The 17,822-nt window shown below is 68.3% G+C and carries 15 protein-coding genes; 5 read left to right on the top strand and 10 right to left on the bottom strand.

All coding sequences use genetic code 11. The features are described 5' to 3' along the window. The 9 genes from ACFWSK_RS30370 to ACFWSK_RS30330 all read right to left on the bottom strand — a co-directional run. Positions 1-1,327 (bottom strand): AMP-binding protein (locus tag ACFWSK_RS30370; RefSeq protein WP_383793098.1); only part of this gene is annotated, 1,327 nt, incomplete at its 3' end. A 21-nt stretch (positions 1,328-1,348) separates the two neighbouring features. Further along, positions 1,349-2,146: an alpha/beta fold hydrolase gene (locus tag ACFWSK_RS30365; RefSeq protein ID WP_383793096.1), complete on the bottom strand. Its 798-nt coding sequence runs from the start codon at positions 2,144-2,146 to the stop codon at positions 1,349-1,351. Positions 2,147-2,160: 14 nt separating this feature from the next. Continuing rightward, positions 2,161-2,382 (bottom strand): MbtH family protein, encoded by a 222-nt coding sequence (locus tag ACFWSK_RS30360; protein ID WP_383793094.1) that lies wholly within the window; start codon positions 2,380-2,382, stop codon positions 2,161-2,163. A gap of 160 nt (positions 2,383-2,542) precedes the next feature. After that, positions 2,543-4,351 carry an ABC transporter ATP-binding protein gene (locus ACFWSK_RS30355; RefSeq protein ID WP_383793091.1) on the bottom strand — a complete coding sequence of 603 codons (1,809 nt, stop codon included), beginning with the start codon at positions 4,349-4,351 and terminating at the stop codon, positions 2,543-2,545. Between the two features lie 519 nt (positions 4,352-4,870). After that, a complete protein-coding gene (locus ACFWSK_RS30350) occupies positions 4,871-5,572 on the bottom strand; it encodes a response regulator (RefSeq protein ID WP_383793088.1) in 702 nt (233 codons plus the stop codon). Further along, a complete protein-coding gene (locus ACFWSK_RS30345; RefSeq protein ID WP_383793085.1) occupies positions 5,569-6,813 on the bottom strand; it encodes a sensor histidine kinase in 1,245 nt (414 codons plus the stop codon). The genes ACFWSK_RS30350 and ACFWSK_RS30345 overlap by 4 nt, the downstream gene beginning before the upstream one ends. A 116-nt stretch (positions 6,814-6,929) precedes the next feature. Further along, a complete protein-coding gene (gene vioD, locus ACFWSK_RS30340) occupies positions 6,930-8,045 on the bottom strand; it encodes a capreomycidine synthase (protein WP_383793083.1) in 1,116 nt (371 codons plus the stop codon). Between the two features lie 111 nt (positions 8,046-8,156). Next, a complete protein-coding gene (gene gntD / locus ACFWSK_RS30335; RefSeq protein WP_383793080.1) occupies positions 8,157-9,158 on the bottom strand; it encodes a guanitoxin biosynthesis L-enduracididine beta-hydroxylase GntD in 1,002 nt (333 codons plus the stop codon). Positions 9,159-9,422: 264 nt separating this feature from the next. Continuing rightward, positions 9,423-10,463: an ornithine cyclodeaminase family protein gene (locus ACFWSK_RS30330; protein ID WP_383793077.1), complete on the bottom strand. Its 1,041-nt coding sequence runs from the start codon at positions 10,461-10,463 to the stop codon at positions 9,423-9,425. 273 nt (positions 10,464-10,736) lie between these two features. Between ACFWSK_RS30330 and dpgD the strand changes: the two genes are divergently transcribed. The 5 genes from dpgD (at position 10,737) to ACFWSK_RS30305 (ending at position 15,357) form a co-directional block, all read left to right on the top strand. Beyond that, positions 10,737-11,540, top strand: coding sequence for an enoyl-CoA-hydratase DpgD (dpgD, locus tag ACFWSK_RS30325; RefSeq protein ID WP_383793074.1), 804 nt, complete (start codon positions 10,737-10,739; stop codon positions 11,538-11,540). Between the two features lie 105 nt (positions 11,541-11,645). Beyond that, positions 11,646-13,718, top strand: a complete 2,073-nt coding sequence (locus ACFWSK_RS30320; protein ID WP_383793072.1) for an ArnT family glycosyltransferase — start codon at positions 11,646-11,648, stop codon at positions 13,716-13,718. Between the two features lie 125 nt (positions 13,719-13,843). Next, complete coding sequence (locus ACFWSK_RS30315) at positions 13,844-14,233, top strand: cold-shock protein (protein ID WP_383793070.1); 390 nt, start codon at positions 13,844-13,846, stop codon at positions 14,231-14,233. 204 nt (positions 14,234-14,437) lie between these two features. Further along, a complete protein-coding gene (locus tag ACFWSK_RS30310; protein ID WP_383793066.1) occupies positions 14,438-14,980 on the top strand; it encodes a GNAT family N-acetyltransferase in 543 nt (180 codons plus the stop codon). 200 nt (positions 14,981-15,180) lie between these two features. Continuing rightward, positions 15,181-15,357, top strand: a complete 177-nt coding sequence (locus ACFWSK_RS30305) for a hypothetical protein (protein ID WP_383793063.1) — start codon at positions 15,181-15,183, stop codon at positions 15,355-15,357. Positions 15,358-15,418: 61 nt separating this feature from the next. Here the strand turns inward: ACFWSK_RS30305 and ACFWSK_RS30300 are convergent, their stop codons facing one another. Then, positions 15,419-17,578: a RecQ family ATP-dependent DNA helicase gene (locus ACFWSK_RS30300; RefSeq protein WP_383793060.1), complete on the bottom strand. Its 2,160-nt coding sequence runs from the start codon at positions 17,576-17,578 to the stop codon at positions 15,419-15,421. Positions 17,579-17,822 lie beyond the last annotated feature (244 nt).

Here is a 17,822-nt window from a genome sequence, read left to right as displayed (position 1 = left end):
ACGCCAACGCCAAATTCACCACACCACCATGCGCGACCAGCACACCCTTCGGCCGACCCGTCGACCCCGACGTATAAATCACATACGCCAACTGAGCAACAGACACAGCAACTTCAGGCGCCCGCGACGGAAGATCTCTGAGCGCCGACGCCACCTCCGGATCATCCAGCCACACCACACCACCCACCACACCATCCACCGGCAAACCACCAGCCACCGACCGCTCACCCACCAACACCTGCACACCCGCATCCGCCAGCATGAACTCCAACCGACCCGCCGGATACTCCGGATCCAACGGCAGATACGCACCACCCGCCTGCCACACCGCCAACACCGCCACCACCATGCCCACCCCACGCGGCACACACAAACCCACCACCGACTCCGCACCCACCCCCACCCCACGCAAATAATGCGCCAAACGACTCGCCCGACCCATCAACCCCCCATACGTCAACGACTCCCCACCCGACACCACAGCCACCACATCCGGAGACACCACAGCCCGCTCAGCAATCAACTCATGCACACCACCCACCAACGGCAACACCACAACGCCGCCGTCCCCACCACCCACCAACTGCAGGCGTTCGCCCATCGAAAGAATCGACAGCTCACCCACCGGCTGCCCCGCATCAGCGGCCACAGCCTCCAGCAACACCACCAGATGACTCGCCAGTCGCTCCGCCGTCGTCGCGTCGAACAGCGCAGTGCTGTACTGAACCTCGCCGACCAGACCCTCGCCGTCGGCACCGCTCCTGACCCTGACCGCCAGGCCGAACTCCGACTCCAGCCCGCCGGAGAGCCGATACCCCTCGTTCTCCGGGCCGGCGTAGCCGAAGTAGACCTGGAAGAGCGGGCTGCGCGAGTCGGAGCGCTCGGCCGCCAGTGCGCCCAGCACTTCCTCGGACAGCAGGTGGCCCTGGCCCAGGCCGGGGGCAGCAGACCCGCCCGCGGTGCCTCGCCGCATCCGCCCCAGCAGTTCCGCGAACGACGGCTCCCCGGACAGGTCCGCGCGCTGGACCGTGACGCCGGAGCTCTTCGTGGTACGCGTCGCATCGGCGATACCCGCGACCACTGCCACGTCATCCGACCCCGTGTACCGCCTCATGAGCACACTGAGCGTCGCGAGCAGCGTCAGGGGAAGCGTCACCCCGTGTTCGTCGGCCAGCGTGCGCAACCGCTGTGCGGTGGGCGCCGGCACCCCGAACCCGACGGTCGCCACCTCGGTGAACCGACCTGGCGTGTGCGGTCGGTCCGTAGGCAACTCAAGTGCCGGCAGATCGGCCAGTTGGTCACGCCAGTATTCCAGTTCACCGTTCATAACGCCCCCCACACGGTTCCGCTAGTTCTTGTCCAGGAATTCGATGATTGCCGCGTTCACCTCGTCAGGACGTTCCAGGTATCCGAAGTGACCGCTCTTGGGAATCTCTACGTAATCGCAGTCCGGGATCGCGTCGGCGACCTCGGCTGCAAGGTGCGGTGGGGTGATGAAGTCGTCGCTGAACGCGATGACACGACAAGGCGCTGCGACGTCCCGCAGTGCCTCTCGGCGGTCAGCATCCGTCTCGATCCATGACTGCCCGACCGAGCTCTCCCCGCCCGAGAGCCGGAAGGTCTCCAGCCACAGCGAGACGGCCCTGTCGTCGTTGAGGGTGGAAGGAGAGAGCATCTGCAGCGCCGACATGGCCGCGTTGTGATCGGCTGGCAGCGTTGCCCCGCTCTGCAGCAGAGCCCGCTCGGCCAGTCCCAACGCCGCCCGAGTGACGTCGGAGCGGGATTTGGTGGCGATCAGTACGGCACACCTGACCAGGTGTGGCGAGCGAATCGCCAGCTCCTGCGCGATCATCGCCCCCAGGGAAACACCCACGATGCGGCAGGGCGCCGCATCCACAGCCTCGATCAAGCCCTGAGTGTCCGCGACCATGTCATCGAGGGTGTATTTCCCCGGGGGGATGTCCGAAGGAGCGATCCCCCGGTTGTCGACCGTGATGGTCTGGTAGCCGGCCTCGTTCAGCGCGGGGGTCTGGTGCAGGGTCCAGACCCGTCCCGCGGCTGAGGACCCCATGATCATGAGGACCCGGTCACCGCGGCCCGACCGTTCGTAGGAAAGCCGAATGCCGTTGGTGAATACGTGCGGCATCTTGGCGCGGCCCGCTACTTACCGTCGAGCGCGATACGGAGACTCTTGGGCCGCATATCGGTCCAGGTCTCCTCCAGGTATGCGTCGCATTCGGCCTTTGACGCACACACACCGGTCTCGGTCCAGCCGCCAGGAACCGCCAGGTCGGCCGGCCAGATCGAGTACTGCTCCTCGTGGTTGATGAGCACCTTGAATCGGGCTTCGGCGCTCTCGAAGTCAAAACTGACGGTACGCATGACGGTCTCCTCTTCAGGTGGTTCAGGCAAGGGGCAGAAGGTCGGACGGGATCAAGGAGGGTGCGGCCCGGAGCGCGCGCGCCTGGGCACGCGACGCGTGCGTACTGAGCACGTGCGCGTGTGGGTGCACGCTCACGTCGATGCGCGTCGGCGCCGGACGTCAGCTGGAGGGACCGGCCGTGCCGAGCACGACTTCGTCGGTCTCCTTCGCCTGCCGGGCGAACTGCGTGTGGTAGAGGTCGGCGTAAAGGTCTCCCGCCGCCAGCAGCGACTCGTGCGTCCCGCATTCGCGGACCTGGCCGTCGTCGATGACGAGGATCTGGTCGGCCTCGCGGATGGTGGAGAGCCTGTGGGCGATGACCACGGACGTGCGGCCCTTGAGCGCGGTCTTGAGCGCCCGTTGAATGGCCACCTCCGATTCGGCGTCCAGGTGCGCGGTCGCCTCGTCGAGCACGACCACCGGGGGCGCCTTCAGCAACAGTCTGGCCAGGGCGACACGCTGCTTCTCGCCGCCCGACAGCCGGAATCCGCGGTCACCGACGACCGTGTCGAGGCCGTTGGGGAGCGATTCGATGACCCCCCAGACCTGTGCGGCCTCGCATGCCTGGATCAGCTCCGGCTCGGTGGCGTCGGCGCGGGCGTACAGCAGGTTCGCCCGGATGGTGTCGTGGAACAGGTGGGCGTCCTGGGTGACCACGCCGACCGTGTCCTGCAGGGACCGCATGGTGAGGTCGCGGAGGTCGTGGCCACCGATGCGTACGGTGCCGGAGACCGGATCGTAGAAGCGGGGCATCAGGTTCGTGATGGTCGTCTTGCCCGCGCCCGACCGGCCGATGAGAGCCGTGAGTTTCCCTGCGGGTGCGCGGAAGCTGATGCCGTCGAGGACCCATCCCTCGTCGTCCCGCTCCGGACCCTTGAGGTTCGTCGACTCCAGTGAGGTCAGGGCCACTTCGTCGGCGGAGGGGTAGCGGAAGGAGACGCTGTCGAAGTGCACGTCCGGTGCCGCGCCGGCCGCGTCGGACGGCAGGTCGATCGCGCCGGGCCGTTCCTTGACGAGCGGGTCGAGGTCGAGGATCTCGAAGACCCGGTCGAAGCTGACGAGGGCGGTCATGGCGTTGGCCTGGACGCTGGACAGTTGCTGGATCGGTGTGTAGAGCCGGCCCACGAGCGTGACCAGGGAGACGAGGGTACCGAGGGCGATGACGTCCTCGACGACGAGGGACCCGCCGAACCCGAAGAGCAGGGCGAGCGTCACGGAGGCGGTGACTCCCATGATGATGCCGAGCATCTGGGCGGTGACGTTGGTCTTCACACCGATGTCCCGTACGGCACGGGCCCGTTCGGAGAAGTAGGCCGTCTCGTGGGCGGGGCGCCCGAACAGCTTGTTGAGCATGGCGCCGGCGACGTTGAAGCGCTCGTTCATCAGCGAGCCCATCTCCGCGTTGAGTTGCATGGTCCCGCGGGCGAGGTGCTGCATGCGCCGGCCGATGACCTTCCCCGGGAACAGGAAGAGCGGAACCATCAGCAGCGCCACCAGGCTGAGCTGCCAGGACAGGTAGAACATCGCGGCGAGCACAAGGGTCAGGGTCAGCACGGTGTTCACTGTCTCGGCCATCAGCACGGTGATGGCCTGCTGAGCGCCGATGACGTCGGTGTTCAGCCTGCTGACGAGCGAACCGGTCTGGGCGCGGGTGAAGAAGCCGAGTGGCTGCGCCTGGACGTGCTGGAAGACCTGGGTACGCAGGTCGTAGACGAGTCCTTCGCCGATCTGGGCGGAGAGTTTGGCCTGGAAGTACTGCGTCATGGCATCGATCAGAGCGAGTGCGAGAAGAGCGCCCGCGACCCAGATCACGACGTCCATCTTGCCCGGCGTAATGCCCTTGTCGATGACTATCCCGAAGAGCAGCGGACTTGCTGCGGTGACGAGTGCGCTGAGCGCGGAAGCACCTACGAGAAATGACAGCCTCAAGCGATACCGTTTTGCATAGGGGACAATTCTACGGATGGTGCCGGGACGAATTCCTACGTGTCCCTCTGGGCCACCGCCTCGTTGGCCGTCCTCCGACGGGTCAGGGAATTCTCCGTCGTCCGGCGCCCGCACCGTCACTCTCACAGCGCTCTTCTCCTCACGGGAATCTTCACACGGTGTTCTACGCGGCACAGCTTCGCTCGGCCGCAAGCATCCATGAGATCGCCCAGGAGTGGCAATAGGTTCTGGTGGCGGCGCCGGGCCCGGGTCCCCGCCGCGGTTTTCAACTGACGCGACGCCGCAGTTGAACGCCCTGGCGTAGAGCAAAGCGGAGGGCAGGAAAGAGCCTGGCGAACCGAGTCTCCATGAAAGGGCACGTCGATATCGCCCCGCTTATACGTCAGTGGTGGCACTGACCACCAGAGGGGTGTCCGTAAAGTCCCCGAGTCGTTGAGTTGGTGACTGCCCGGGTCCTTGAGCCGCTGACTCCCCGGACCGACTCCCCGAGACCCGGAGCCCTTATTCGGTCCTACGGAATCCCGGGACGACAAGTCCCGTTTCGTACGCCGCGATCACGGCCTGGGTGCGGTCCCGCAGGCCCAGTTTGGTCAGTGTGCGGCTCACGTGTGACTTCACCGTCTCCTCCGTGACGAAGAGACGGGCGGCGATCTCCCCGTTGGACATGCCTTCGGCGACGAGCAGCAGCACCTCGGTCTCCCGCGCCGTGAGCATCTTGAGGCCCGGAGACGGCTGGGCCGGGGTCCTGGCGGGCAGTTGCGTGAACTCACTGATCAGTCGGCGGGTGACACCGGGGTCGAGCAGGGCCTCTCCGGCGGCGACGACCCGCACGGCGTCGAAGAGCCGCTCGGCGGTGGCGTCCTTGAGCAGGAAGCCGCTGGCGCCGGCGCGCAGGGCGTCGTAGACGTACTCGTCCAGGTCGAACGTCGTCAGGATGAGGACGCGTGGCACCTTCGCTCCGTCGGGCACTTCACCGAGGAGCTGCCGGGTGGCCTCTATGCCGTCCATCTCGGGCATGCGGATGTCCATGAGGACGACGTCCGGTGACACCTCACGGCAGACGCGGACCGCGTCGACGCCGGTGGTGGCGGTCTCGACGATGGTGAATTCCGGCTGGGAGTCGAGGAGTGCGGCGAATCCGGTGCGCACGACCAGGTGGTCGTCCGCGATGACGACGCGGATCGGTGTCGGCGGGGAGCTCATGTGGTCCGTTCTGGCTTGGCGGGGAAGCTGGCTTCGACGATGAATCCACCGGAGTCCGCCGGACCTGTACGGATCCGGCCTCCGACCGCGGCGACCCGTTCCCGCATACCGAGCAGGCCGTAACCACCGTCCGGCGTCGCGGGCGGTGCTCCGGGGCCGTTGTCGCGGATGCTGAGGTGCAGGGCGTCCTGGGCGTAGTGCAGTTCCACGTCGACCGGTGCGCCCATGGCGTGCTTGCGGGCGTTGGTGAGGGACTCCTGGACGATGCGGTAGGCGGCCAGCTCGGTTCCGGGACCCATGGCGCGCGGGATACCGCTGAGGATGAGGCGGATCGTGGCGGTGGAGGCTTTGCGGGCCTCGTCCAGCAGGTCGTTGAGCTGGGTGAGGTCGGGTTGCGGCCTCCGCTCGCCGCCGGTGGCCGGCTCGTTGTCGTCGCGCAGTACGCCGAGCAGGCGGCGCATCTCCGTGAGGGCCGCGCGGGCGGTGTCGCCGATGCCGAGCAGCCGCTCACTGCCTGCGGCGGGCATGCCGGGGGTGGCCACACGGGCCGTCTCGGCCTGCACGGCGATCATGGAGACGTGGTGGCCCACGACGTCGTGCAGCTCTCGGACGATACGGGCGCGCTCCTCGCGGGCGGCGTTCTCCCACTGGCTGTCGGCCATGACTTCGCGTATGGCGTTGTGCTCCCGGACCTCCTCCCTGGCGCGGCGGGCGAGACCGGCGAAGGCGGCCATCGGGGCCAGCGAGGCGAGGAGCACCGTGCGCACCCGGTAGTCGGTGTCCGTGGATCCGGCGAGGGCCAGGGCGAGGAACGGCGTGGTGAATAGCGTCGCCGCCAGGACGTGTCCGCAGCGGCCGAGCCGGTACTGGGCGATCAGCTGAGCGACGAACCCTGCCAGCGTCAGCGTATGGAAGATCGTGAGCGAGCCCAAGCTCGCGGCGGTCACCGTGAATCCGGCGAGGATGGGCCGCAGGAGAGCCAGTGGCAGCGCGGTGCACAGGCACAACAGACCGATGACCATGGCCAGTTGGACGCCGACGACGCTTCCGTCCTGGGCCGCGTCCCGGGAGGTGTCCGCGAACATCCGGGGGATCGATCCGCGCAGGACGACGAGCTCGGCCAGTGAGTCGGCGATCGCGAGTGCACACAGCGCCGAGATGAACACGGCGTTGCGCGGGAGTGCCGAGGCCCGCCGCAGCATTCCGGTCCAGCTGTCACGCCAGGCAGTCGCACGGTTCACGCCGGTCATTATGGCAGTCGGCCCTCCGCGCGGCCGTCCCTCGAAGCAGTGATCATGTGCTCCCTCGCGCGAGGGACGGGGCATCGCTCGCGCGAGGGAGCCGGGTTGTGCACGGCTCAGCGACGAGCCTCCTTCAGGGCGTCCGCCAGGCGTTCCAGTCCCTCGGTCAGCTGATCCGTCCGGCCGCCGAAGCCGACCCGGATGTGCTGAGGACTGCCGAAGCACGATCCGGGGATGACGAGCACTCCTCGCTTCTGGAACAGCCCGTCGCAGAAGGCGTCGACGTCGGCCACGTCGATGAGCCGGGGAAACGCGCTGACACCGCCGGCCGGCGCGGCGAGCGAGACGATGTCGGAGTGGGCGGCGGCCCAGTCGAGCAGCAGTTCACGGTTGGCGCGGGCCTGGTCGAGCCGCGGCTGGATGAAGGACTGGGCGTTCTCCAGCACGGCCTGGGCGAGAAGTTCGTTGAGCGGTGACACGTGAAGAGTGGTGTAGTCGCGGATGTGGACGCAGTCGGTCAGCAGCTCGGGCGGTGCGACGCACCAGCCGAAACGGAGTCCGGGCAGCCCGAACGACTTGGAGAAGCTGCCGAAGCTGACGGCCCGCTCGTAGAGCGCGGAGACGTCGGGCAGGGGCGGCGTGCCGTAGGTGAGGTCGTTGAACGCACCGTCCCACAGGAGGTACGCGCCGACGTCACGTGCGAGGGCGACGATGCTGTGCAGCTCCGCCTCGGTGACGGTGACACCGGTCGGGTTCTGCGGGAAGTTGACGATGATCGCCTTGGTGCGCTCGGTGACCAGGCCAGCGAGTTCGTCCAGGGACGGCTGCCAGTCCCGCTCCGGGTCGAGGCGCCAGTTCTTGATCGTGCAGCCGAGCCCGATCGCGTACTCCACGAGAAGGTGGTACCCGGGCTGGACGACGACCACCTCGTCGCCGGCCCTCAGCAGTGCGGACATCACGAGGGACAGCGCCTCACCGGAACCGCTCGTCGTCATGACCTTGTCCGGGTCGACGCCTCCCGTGTGCCGGCTGACGGCGGCCCGCACGGCGGGAGCGCCGAGGGAGTAGCCGTCGTCGAAGACCAGCCGGTCGAGATCCTCGTGGCGCAACGCCGTCAGGGCGCGGAGCTCCGCCATGGAGTACGAGTGGACGCCGCTGGAACTGATGTCGATGTCTGCGGTGAAGTAGGACTCGCGGAGCCAGTCCTCCAGGGGCGCGGGCCGAAGTCTCATGAGGTGCCCTCGCTCTTCGTGGCCTTCGGAGCCTTGGTGGCCTTCGTGGTCTTCGTGCCGGCTTCGGTCACGTCGGATGTCATCGGATCGGGCTCCCGAGGAGTCATCGGCTCAGGCTCCCGCTCGGATCGCCCTGGCGTCCCGGGCGGCGCGTGACTTGCGCAGGTCGCCGGTGACGTTGATCCGCTTGAGCCAGCGGTCCGTCCCGTCGTGGCGGGGCGTGAAGGGCTTGCGGCCGTGGACGACGCGGAAGTTGTCGAGGAAGCAGAAGTCTCCGCTTTCGAGAACGAGGTCGAACATGGCCTCGTCCATCGCCTTGCACAGGGTGTCCAGGGCGAAGCGCGCCTGGTCGTCGTCCTCGGGAACGCCCATGAAGTACGGGTCGGCCCGGACATAGGGCTGGTCCGGGGCGCCGAAGAGCACGGCCACCCGCTCGGGGTTGCTCTGCATCTTCTCGATGTCCTCGAACGCTTCCGCGTCGGTCACGGAGTTGTTCTTGCTGAGGTGTGACTCGTCGGGGCGGATGGTGAACCGCTCCTCGAAGAGCACGTCCCTGACGTCGTCGGGCAGCCGCAGGTCGTCGGCGTATCCGACGGTCGTCGCGGCCCGGTAGGGGTTTCTGAGGCACGCGAACGAGAGGAAGTCGCCCCTGAGCGGGTGGAAGGCGTCCTCCGTGTGCCAGGTCAGCAGCGCCTCGCTGCTGGAGCCGAGCTGCTCGTGTTCGTGGCCCTGGATCGGGATGATGTCGTGGATCAGCCGTCCGTCCTGCTGAGTCGCCCAGCAGAAGGGGTCGCCGAGCAGCGAGCTGTACATCACGAGGAGGAGTTCCTCCCGATGGCTCGGGGACGGCTCCACCTGGCCGCGCCAGTGCGCGGGGGTGCGCCCGAGACGCTTCTCGTCGACCTGGTAGCCGGATATGCACAGCACACCGGAGAGCTGTTCCAGCCGGAACGCGTTGAGATGAAGCCTGATCCGGCGGGGCAGTTCGTGGGCGAGCAACGTGGCCCGGTTCATTGCGCCCTCGGAATCAAGTGTCTCGAACTCCCCCTCGAATGAGTCGAGGAGTTCCGCGACCGCACTGATTTCCGCCGCGTCGAGTGCCAATCTGTCCATGCTGAAATTACCTCTCCGTGCTCTGCAGGGGATGACTGCTTTTCGGATACGCCATCGAGAAGTTCTCTCCGGCCCGTTGAGAAGGTGCTGGCCGAGCCGTGCCTCAAGGGCACCGCCGGTCGCGATCCTTCGACATCGACATCCGCACATGGGATTGCTGCTGTGTGCTCTGCGCTGCCGCAGCGAACGCTGGTTCGCACTCCTCACCGGGCGATGGGCGCGTCTGCGCAAGTACATCGCCGGTCAAAGCAGGAGCTGGCTGTGTCACGTCACGGCGGCTCCCGCGAGGGGAGTCGGCGCCGTGCCGAGATGTGCTGTGTAGATCTTGCCGGCGACCGCCACGTCGTGCAGTGACATCCCGAACGGGTTGATCACGACGCGGTCGGTGGCGGACGTACGGGGGGAGGCGGTGCCGCTGATGATGTCGCAGAGTTCAGCGGCGACCTCCACGGTGTGCGGTCCAGCCCCGTCGGCGGCACGTGCCCGCGGCGGTGGCAGTACGTCGCCGTCGCGGTACATCCTGCCGAGCAGCCGAGTGGTGTCGGCCGCGACGAGGCTCCAGTCGTCCACGATCACCTTCTCGGCAGCCGTGAACACGTCGGGCAGCAGGTCGTCCAGCGATACGTTGACGACGACGGCCCCATCCGCGATCCATTCCGCAGGGATGTATCCGGTCGTCGTCGTCGTTGCGGGGATCACCAACTCCGCTGCGCGCACAGCCTGTTCGGCCGTCGCGGTGACGTCGAAGGCGACCCCGGGGTGGACGGCCTGCAGACGTTCGGCGAGAAGCGCCGCATGCGCGGGGACCCGGTCGTGGAGCCGGACCGTCCGCAGGGACGGCCATCGGCGCAGCGCCAGGCCGAGGTGGGCCTCGGCGAGCGCTCCGGCACCCACGATCGCGACGGAGCGTGCGGGGCGGGCCCAGCAGAGCTCCGCCGAGAGCACGCTCACCGCTGCGGTGCGCGCGGCCGACACCCGGGCCGCCGGCATGAGGCACACCGGACGGGCGGTGGTGAGATCGAAGAGGAGGACGACGCCGTCGGCACGCGCGAGGCCCCGGTCCGGATTGCCCAGACTCGCGTTGATGATCTTCGTGCCGGCGAATCGCCTGCCGTCGATCTCGACCAGGCCGGGCATATTGAGGCTACGACAGGACTCACCCTGGTCGTTGGTCCACCGCAGGCAGCTCTCCTCCGGGAGCACCGTGCGCTGTGCCGCGTGCGCCAGGAACACCTCACGTACGGCACCTACGACATCGACCGCCTCGATGAGCTCGTCCACGTCACCATCGGTGAGATGAAGCACGGCCCCTCCTGCACATTGCTCGCGTAACACGGACAGGCACCGAAAGCGCGAAATGCGCTCGCCGCAGCACTATGACCCGGCCGTGCACCGAATATCAATATTCGATTCCAGCGGGACGCGCGTTCAACTGCGGCCACGCCCCGGTTGAACATTCGGACGTGGCCAATACTTGACGTACGAAGCGGGATCGTGAGCATTTCGAAGGGCCGGCTGTCGCGACGGAGCGCCCCCAAGGGCACACTCCCTCCATTAAAGATCTCTACAGTGCCCGTCATGAAGAATCTGTCGCGCGTGCGCTACGAAAAGACAGGCCACGTCGCCCGCATCACCATGAACAGGCCCGATGTCCTCAATGCCATGGATCTGCGCATGCACGAGGAACTCGGCGAGGTCTGGGACGACTTCGAAGCCGACGACGACCTGTGGGTCGCACTGCTCGCCGGCGAGGGCACCCGCGCCTTCTCGGTGGGCCAGGACCTCAAGGAACTGGCCGCGAGGGAGCGCGCCGGTCTCGCCGCGCCCTCCACGTTCGGAAGCCGGGGCAAACCCGGCTGGCCACGGCTCACCGAACGCTTCGACCTGACCAAGCCCGTCGTCGCGAAGGTGCGTGGATACGCCCTGGGCGGTGGTTTCGAACTCGCTCTGGCCTGCGACATCGTCGTGGCTTCCCAGGACGCGAGCTTCGCCCTGCCCGAGGCCCGGCTCGGGCTCATCGCGGGGGCCGGAGGTGTGTTCCGGCTGTCGCGGCAACTGCCGTGGAAGACGGCGATGGGCCATTTGCTGACCGGACGGCCGATGGATGCCCCACGTGCCTACGCACTCGGCCTTGTCAACGAGGTCGTGCCACCCGAGGAACTGGACGTCTGCGCCGAGAGCTGGGTGGCCGATCTGGTACGCAGCGCTCCGCTGGCGGTGCGCGCCATCAAGGAGGCGGCCACCGCATCCGCCGGTCTGTCCCTGGAGGCGGCATTCGCCACCCCATACCCGTGGGAGCAGCGGCGCATGCACAGCGCCGACGCGATCGAAGGCCCCCGCGCGTTCGCCGAGAAACGCGAACCGGAATGGCAGGGACGCTGATCGGCCACACCGGTAGGACCCCTTCCGCTCCGCCATGGCGAACATCGTGACGAACACTTAGCTTTCCGCCATGGACACATCACGTTGCTCGGAACGCGGCCCGGCATGAGTACCGCCGTGGACCTCCCCGAGGCACGATCGCCGGAGCACGAGCCGCCCTCGACCGGCGGACCCAGACGCTGGGAAGTGTGGAAGTCCCCCGCGGATCAGCCCCGCTGGGCGAGACCAGCACTGCTGGGCATAGCCGCCCTGGCGGCCCTGCTCTACTCCTGGAACATCACCACCAGCGGCTACGCCCCCTTCTACTCGGTCGCGGCCCGCAGCATGTCGGAGAGCTGGCGGGCCTTCTTCTTCGGCGCCCTCGATCCGGGCGCCACCGTCACTCTCGACAAGCTCGGCGGCTTCCTCTGGCCGCAGGCCCTGTCCGCGCGCATCTTCGGTTTCCACGCCTGGTCGCTCACACTCCCCCAGGTCATCGAGGGCGTGATCAGCGTTCTCGTGCTCTATCGAGTGGTGCGTCTCTGGGCCGGCGTCGTGCCGGGCCTGCTGGCTGCCGGCATCATGACGCTGACCCCTGCGGTCGCCTCGATGTTCGGGCACTCCATGGGGGACGGGGCGATGACCATGTGCCTGGTCCTGGCCGCCGATGCCTGTCAGCGTGCCATGTTCAGCGCCCGGCTGCGCCCGCTCCTGCTCGCCGGGGTGTGGATCGGCCTGGGCTTCCAGGCCAAGATGATGCAGGCGTGGCTGATCCTGCCGGCCCTCGCCATCGGCTACCTCGTGGTGGCCCCCGCGCCGCTGCGGCGGAGAGTGGGCCACGTGCTGGCCGCGGGCGCGGTCACCCTCGCGGTCTCCCTGTCCTGGGTCGCGGTCCTGACGTTCACTCCGGCGTCCGAACGGCCGTATGTGGACGGAACCACCAACAACAGTGCCATCAGCATGGTCTTCGGCTACAACGGCTTCAACCGCTTCTCGCGCGACCTGATCGACGGCTCCGTCAGCCAGATGAACGACACGGTGGGCCCGCCGCAGGGCCAGGCCGCACCGGACCCGGCGGCATCGCCCGGCACACCGCCGGACACCGGGCCCTCGGGCGGCGGGTCGGTGCCGGGCAAGCTCCTCGGCAGCCGCTTCGCTCCCCAGGTGGGCTGGCTGTACCCCCTGGCGCTGACGAGCCTGGTGCTCTGCGCGGGCTGGCGGAGCAAGGTCCCCCGTACGGACCGGTTACGCGGCGGATTCGTCCTGTGGGGAGGCTGGCTGGCCATCAGCGCCCTGGTGCTGAGCGCCATCGAAGTGCCGCACACCGCCTATGTCGCCATGCTCGCGCCCGCGCTGGCAGCACTGTCGGGGGTCGGGCTGGTGGCCTTCTGGAAGGCGTACCGGGAGGGCCGGAGGGTCAGGGTGCTGCCTGCGGTGATCGCGGTGGAAATGGTGTGGAGCGCCTTCCTCTGCTTCCTCTATCCGGATTTCCTGCCGTGGCTGCCGTGGCTGCTCATCCTGGCGGGCGTGGCCGCACTGACCTCGCTCCTCGTCGCACACCGGAAAGGCCGGCGGACGGGGCGACTGGCTCTCGGCGGACTCGCGGCCGGGCTGGTCGCCATGTTCGCCGGGCCCGCGGCATGGTCCCTCTCGGTGCTCGACCCGATGTACGCCGGCAGCGCGATGGACGCGTCGGCCGGCCCGTTCGCCACGGGCGGCAGCGCGGTGCACCGGGCAGCCAACGTCGTGGGGGTGGGCAACGCACCGAGCGGCACGGCCGCCGCCTCCGCGTCGCTCAACGAGTCGGACGTACTCACCGACAGCCAGCACAAGCTGCTCGCCTACACACAACGGCACCGCGACGGCGCGAAGTTCGTGTTCGCCAACGATTCCGCCGTCATGTCCTGGAACTACATCCTGGCCACCGGCGCCTACGTGATGCCGATGGGCGGATTCAGCGGCGGTTCGCCGACGCCCTCGCCGGAGGAGGTCAGGAAGCTCGTGTCCGATGGGCAGTTGCGCTTCGTCCTGCTCAGTGCCGACGGCTGGCAGGGGTACGCGCAGACCCAGGGCGAGAAGAACGCGGCCGTCGACGCGGTACGCGCCTGGGTGACGTCCGACTGCACCGCCGTACCGGCCTCCGTCTTCGGCGGTAACGACGAGGACACGCAGGGCACCCTCTACCGGTGCGGCGACTGACATGACGGGGCCCCGTTCAAGGGCGGGGCCTCGCATCAGCGGCACGGTCGCGGCTACTCTCTGACCCGGAATCTTCGGGCAAGGGGCCCGAATGGGCAATGGGCCCGGTTCCGGTGGGAGATGTCATGGTTGCTGGTCGTGTGGTGCGTTTTGACAGCGTGCGGGGTTACGGATTCATCGCGCCGGAAAGCGGTGGGGACGACGTGTTCCTGCATGTGAACGACATGCAGGTGTCCGAGGAGTACGTACGCCCCGGTGTGAAGGTGGAATTCGAGATCGAGAACGGTGAGCGCGGGCCGAAGGCGTCCGCGGTCCGTCTCGCCCAGGGAACGGAAGGCAAGGCAATGCCCCCGTACGACGATTCCCTGTGCGACGTACTCAGCGCGGAGGAGTTCATCCGGGAGGTCACCGAGGTCCTTCTGGCGTCGGCCCCGTCGCTCACCGGCGAGCAGATCCTGCAGACGCGCGCCGGGCTGGCCCAGTTCGCGAAGAACCACAGCTGGACCGAAGGCTGATCCACCGAGGCGCCCAGCCCGGCGCCTCGTACGCTCGGCCTCGACCCGGGCCTTCCCCTGCTGCCGCCGTCGTTCGTGACGTCGGGGGCGCCAGGGGCGGGACCGGGTTTTTCCATGCCCCGCATGCCGTACGCCCGGGCGATCCGGGCCGGCTGATCCGTGGGAGCGCTTCCAAAATGGGCGCAACCCTGGAATCCTTGACCAGTGCAGATTGAAACCTCACGGCTCCGCCTCCGACGTTTCCTTCCCTGCGACATTCCGGATTTCGCCGCCTATCGTTCGGACGGCGAAGTCGCCCGCTATCAGAACTGGGACTTTCCGCTGCCCCTCGCGTCGGCGCGTCGTCTCGTCGGTGAATACTCCCGTCGTGATCCCGCCCGTCCGGGCTGGTTTCCCTACGCGATCGAGCTGAAAGAGGACGCGAGCCTCATAGGCGATGTCGCCGTGAATCGACATCCGGGCGGCCTGAAAGCCGAGTTGGGCTTCAGCATCGCCCGTGAGCGGCAGGGGTGCGGCTATGCGTCCGAGGCCGTCCGTGGCGTGCTCGGCGAGTTGTTCACCCAGGGGCTGCGCACGGCCGTGGCGGAGTGCGACGTACGCAACACGCGTTCCGCCCGGCTCCTGGAACATCTCGGGTTCACGTATGTGCGACAGCACAGCGTCTTCGTGCGCGAAAAACGAGAACGCACCCAACTCAGCGAGTTCGCCCTCCCCGCGGAACGCTGGGCGGTGCTGAAAGGGCAGTGAGCAGGTCGGCGGCAACCCGTCCCGGCCTCGTTCGCCCCGACGAAGAATGGCCGAACTCTGCCGGTGTGCGTAACCCGATCCGGGAAGCGGCCGTTCCTCGTCCATACGATGAGCGTGAGTTCACGGAGCCGGGTGAGGCGGTCCAGTCCGCCCGGACCGCGATGAGGCAGAGGAAGTGACGCATGGCCAGGACGTCCCGAATGCACGGAGCTTCACGTCGGCACACCATCAAGGCGAGCGTGGCGGTGCTCGCCCTTGTGGCCGCACTGAGCGCCTGCGGAAGCAACGACAAGGAGAAGGCGCCCGACCAGAGCGGGACACCGTCGCAGAGCAGCAGCCCGACGCCGTCCAACAGCAGCTCCGCGACGCCTTCCTAGAGTGCGCGGGCGTCCGGGGCTGCTTCCTCCGGCAGTGGAACGCCGGGCCTGACCCGCAAGCTCAGCCCGCCGCGGCGAGAACCAAGGGGAGCACCTGTTCGCTGCCTGCCTGGCGGAGCAGGCGGGCAGCGACCGCGAGGGTCCAGCCGGAGTCGGTGCTGTCGTCCACGAGCAGGACGGGGCCGGGAGTCCCGGCCAATGCGCCGGCCAGGTCCTCGGGGACGACGAAGGCGCCGGACAGCGCCCTCAAACGCTGGGCGGAGTTGCTGCGGCGTGCCGCGTGCGCACCGCTCGGCCCCGTGTACGCCAAGGTGCCCAGGAAGGGAAGGCGGCCGATGGTCGCGATTCCCTGGGCGAGAGAACCGACGAGCTGCGGGCGGGTCATGGACGGCACGGCGACGACACCGACCGGCCGGGCAGAAGCTTCCGGGTCGTTGGACGCCCAACCACCCGGAGAGCGTGCCCAGTCGGCGAGGACCGCCACCGCGGCGTGCAGGACATCGTCCGGCACGGGGCCGTCGGGTGCGTTCTCGGCCAGCAGGGGGCGCAGCCGGTTGCCCCAGCCGATGTCCGAGAGCCGCCCCAGGGCACGCCCGGTGGAGCACTGCTCCCTGACCGGGATCCGCCCCTTGAGGTCGATGCCCAGTGCGGGCATCCCCGTCGGCCACATCCGGCGCGGCTCGACCTCCACCCCCGGGCGGTCCAGTTCCTTCGCCGCTCCTGTCAAGGTCTCCGCCGATACAGCGGAATCGGCCCAGGCCCCCACACAGTTGTCGCAACGGCCACAGGGGGCCGCACCCTCGTCGTCCAACTGACGGCGCAGGAACTCCATCCGGCACTGGGACGTACTCACGTAGTCGCGCATGGCCTGCTGCTCGGCGGCCCGCTGCTTGGCCACCCACGCATAGCGCTCGGCCTCGTACACCCACTCGGCACCCGTGGCCGTCCAGCCGCCCTTGACCCGCTTGACCGCACCGTCGACATCAAGGACCTTCAGCATCGACTCCAGCCGGCTGCGCCGGAGATCGACCGCCGCCTCCAGAGCCGGCACGGACAGGGGCCGTCCCGCTTCGGAGAGGGCGGAGAGGGTCTGCCTGACCTGCGTCTCGGGCGGAAAGGCGGTGTCGGCGAAGTAGCGCCAGATCGCCTCGTCCTCCTGGCCCGGCAGCAGCAGCACATCGGCGTGCGCCACCCCGCGCCCCGCGCGCCCCACCTGCTGGTAGTAGGCGATCGGCGAGGAGGGCGAGCCGAGGTGGACCACGAAGCCCAGGTCCGGCTTGTCGTAGCCCATGCCCAGGGCCGAGGTCGCGACCAGCGCCTTGACCCGGTTCTCCCGCAGGTCGATCTCGGCCTGCAGACGGTCGGCGTTCTCCGTCTTGCCCGTGTACGAGGCGACGCGGAAGCCGCGCTGACGCAGGAACGCGGTGGCCTCCTCGGCAGCGGCGACGGTGAGCGTGTAGATGATCCCGGAGCCCTGCAGTTCTTCCAGGTGCTCGGCGAGCCAGGCAAGACGGTGCGCGGCGTCCGGGAGCCGGACCACGCCCAGCCGCAGGCTTTCCCTTTCGAGCGGACCGCGCAGCACCAGGGCCTCACCGGCGCCGGTGCCCAGCTGGTCGGCCACATCCGCTGTGACTCGCGCGTTGGCGGTCGCGGTGGTAGCCAGCACCGGCACACCGGCGGGAAGCTCGGCCAGCATCGCCCGCAGCCTGCGGTAGTCCGGCCGGAAGTCATGCCCCCAGTCGGAGATGCAGTGCGCCTCGTCCACCACCAGCAGACCGGTCGTGGCCGCAAGCCTGGGCAGCACCTGATCGCGGAAATCGACGGAGTTGAGACGCTCCGGACTCACGAGGAGGACGTCGGTCTCGCCGCGCTCGACCTCCCCGTAGATCGTCTCCCACTCCTCCGGGTTGGCCGAGTTGATGGTGCGCGCCTGGATGCCGGCCCGCGCCGCCGACTCGACCTGGTTGCGCATCAGTGCCAGCAGCGGCGAGATGATCACGGTGGGGCCGGAGCCACGCCGGCGCAGCAGGGCGGTGGCGACGAAGTACACCGCCGACTTGCCCCAGCCGGTGCGCTGCACGACCAGCGCACGTCGGCGCTCCTGCACGAGGGCCGCCACCGCCTGCCACTGGTCCTCCCGCAGCCGCGCCGAACCCTCGGGGGCGCCGACGAGCTCAGCGAGGACGGCATCGGCTTCAGCGCGGAGTTCCAGGTTGTCCATACCCCCATGCAACCCGATGGCACTGACAATCGACGACTTCACCCCGCGTGACAACCGACTCACGATCAGTCCATCAGTCGTCCAGCGGGTCGGGGGCGACTGAGGCGGCGCGCCTTCGGACCGTCACCCACCGTGAGCCCACGGCTGCTGCCGGGTGGGACCGGATGGCGTGTTTCCGCTGGTCCTCGCCATTCAGGCGGGACGGGTGGAGTCGCAGAGCCACAGTCTGGGCAGGGATATCAGT

The sequence above is a fragment of the Streptomyces sp. NPDC058620 genome, assembly GCF_042717135.1.
In the GTDB taxonomy this organism is placed as follows: Bacteria; Actinomycetota; Actinomycetes; order Streptomycetales; family Streptomycetaceae; genus Streptomyces.
This window is presented reverse-complemented; position numbering and strand designations above follow the sequence as displayed.

What these genes read in the sequence shown, in the direction of transcription:
- ACFWSK_RS30365 (WP_383793096.1), bottom strand. Translation starts at nt 2,146, where the DNA reads ATGCCGCACGTATTCACCAACGGCATTCGGCTTTCCTACGAACGGTCG.
- ACFWSK_RS30305 (WP_383793063.1), top strand. Translation starts at nt 15,181, where the DNA reads ATGCACGGAGCTTCACGTCGGCACACCATCAAGGCGAGCGTGGCGGTG.
- ACFWSK_RS30315 (WP_383793070.1), top strand. Translation starts at nt 13,844, where the DNA reads ATGGTTGCTGGTCGTGTGGTGCGTTTTGACAGCGTGCGGGGTTACGGA.
- vioD (WP_383793083.1), bottom strand. Translation starts at nt 8,045, where the DNA reads ATGAGACTTCGGCCCGCGCCCCTGGAGGACTGGCTCCGCGAGTCCTAC.
- dpgD (WP_383793074.1), top strand. Translation starts at nt 10,737, where the DNA reads ATGAAGAATCTGTCGCGCGTGCGCTACGAAAAGACAGGCCACGTCGCC.
- ACFWSK_RS30360 (WP_383793094.1), bottom strand. Translation starts at nt 2,382, where the DNA reads ATGCGTACCGTCAGTTTTGACTTCGAGAGCGCCGAAGCCCGATTCAAG.
- ACFWSK_RS30350 (WP_383793088.1), bottom strand. Translation starts at nt 5,572, where the DNA reads ATGAGCTCCCCGCCGACACCGATCCGCGTCGTCATCGCGGACGACCAC.
- ACFWSK_RS30320 (WP_383793072.1), top strand. Translation starts at nt 11,646, where the DNA reads ATGAGTACCGCCGTGGACCTCCCCGAGGCACGATCGCCGGAGCACGAG.
- gntD (WP_383793080.1), bottom strand. Translation starts at nt 9,158, where the DNA reads ATGGACAGATTGGCACTCGACGCGGCGGAAATCAGTGCGGTCGCGGAA.
- ACFWSK_RS30300 (WP_383793060.1), bottom strand. Translation starts at nt 17,578, where the DNA reads ATGGACAACCTGGAACTCCGCGCTGAAGCCGATGCCGTCCTCGCTGAG.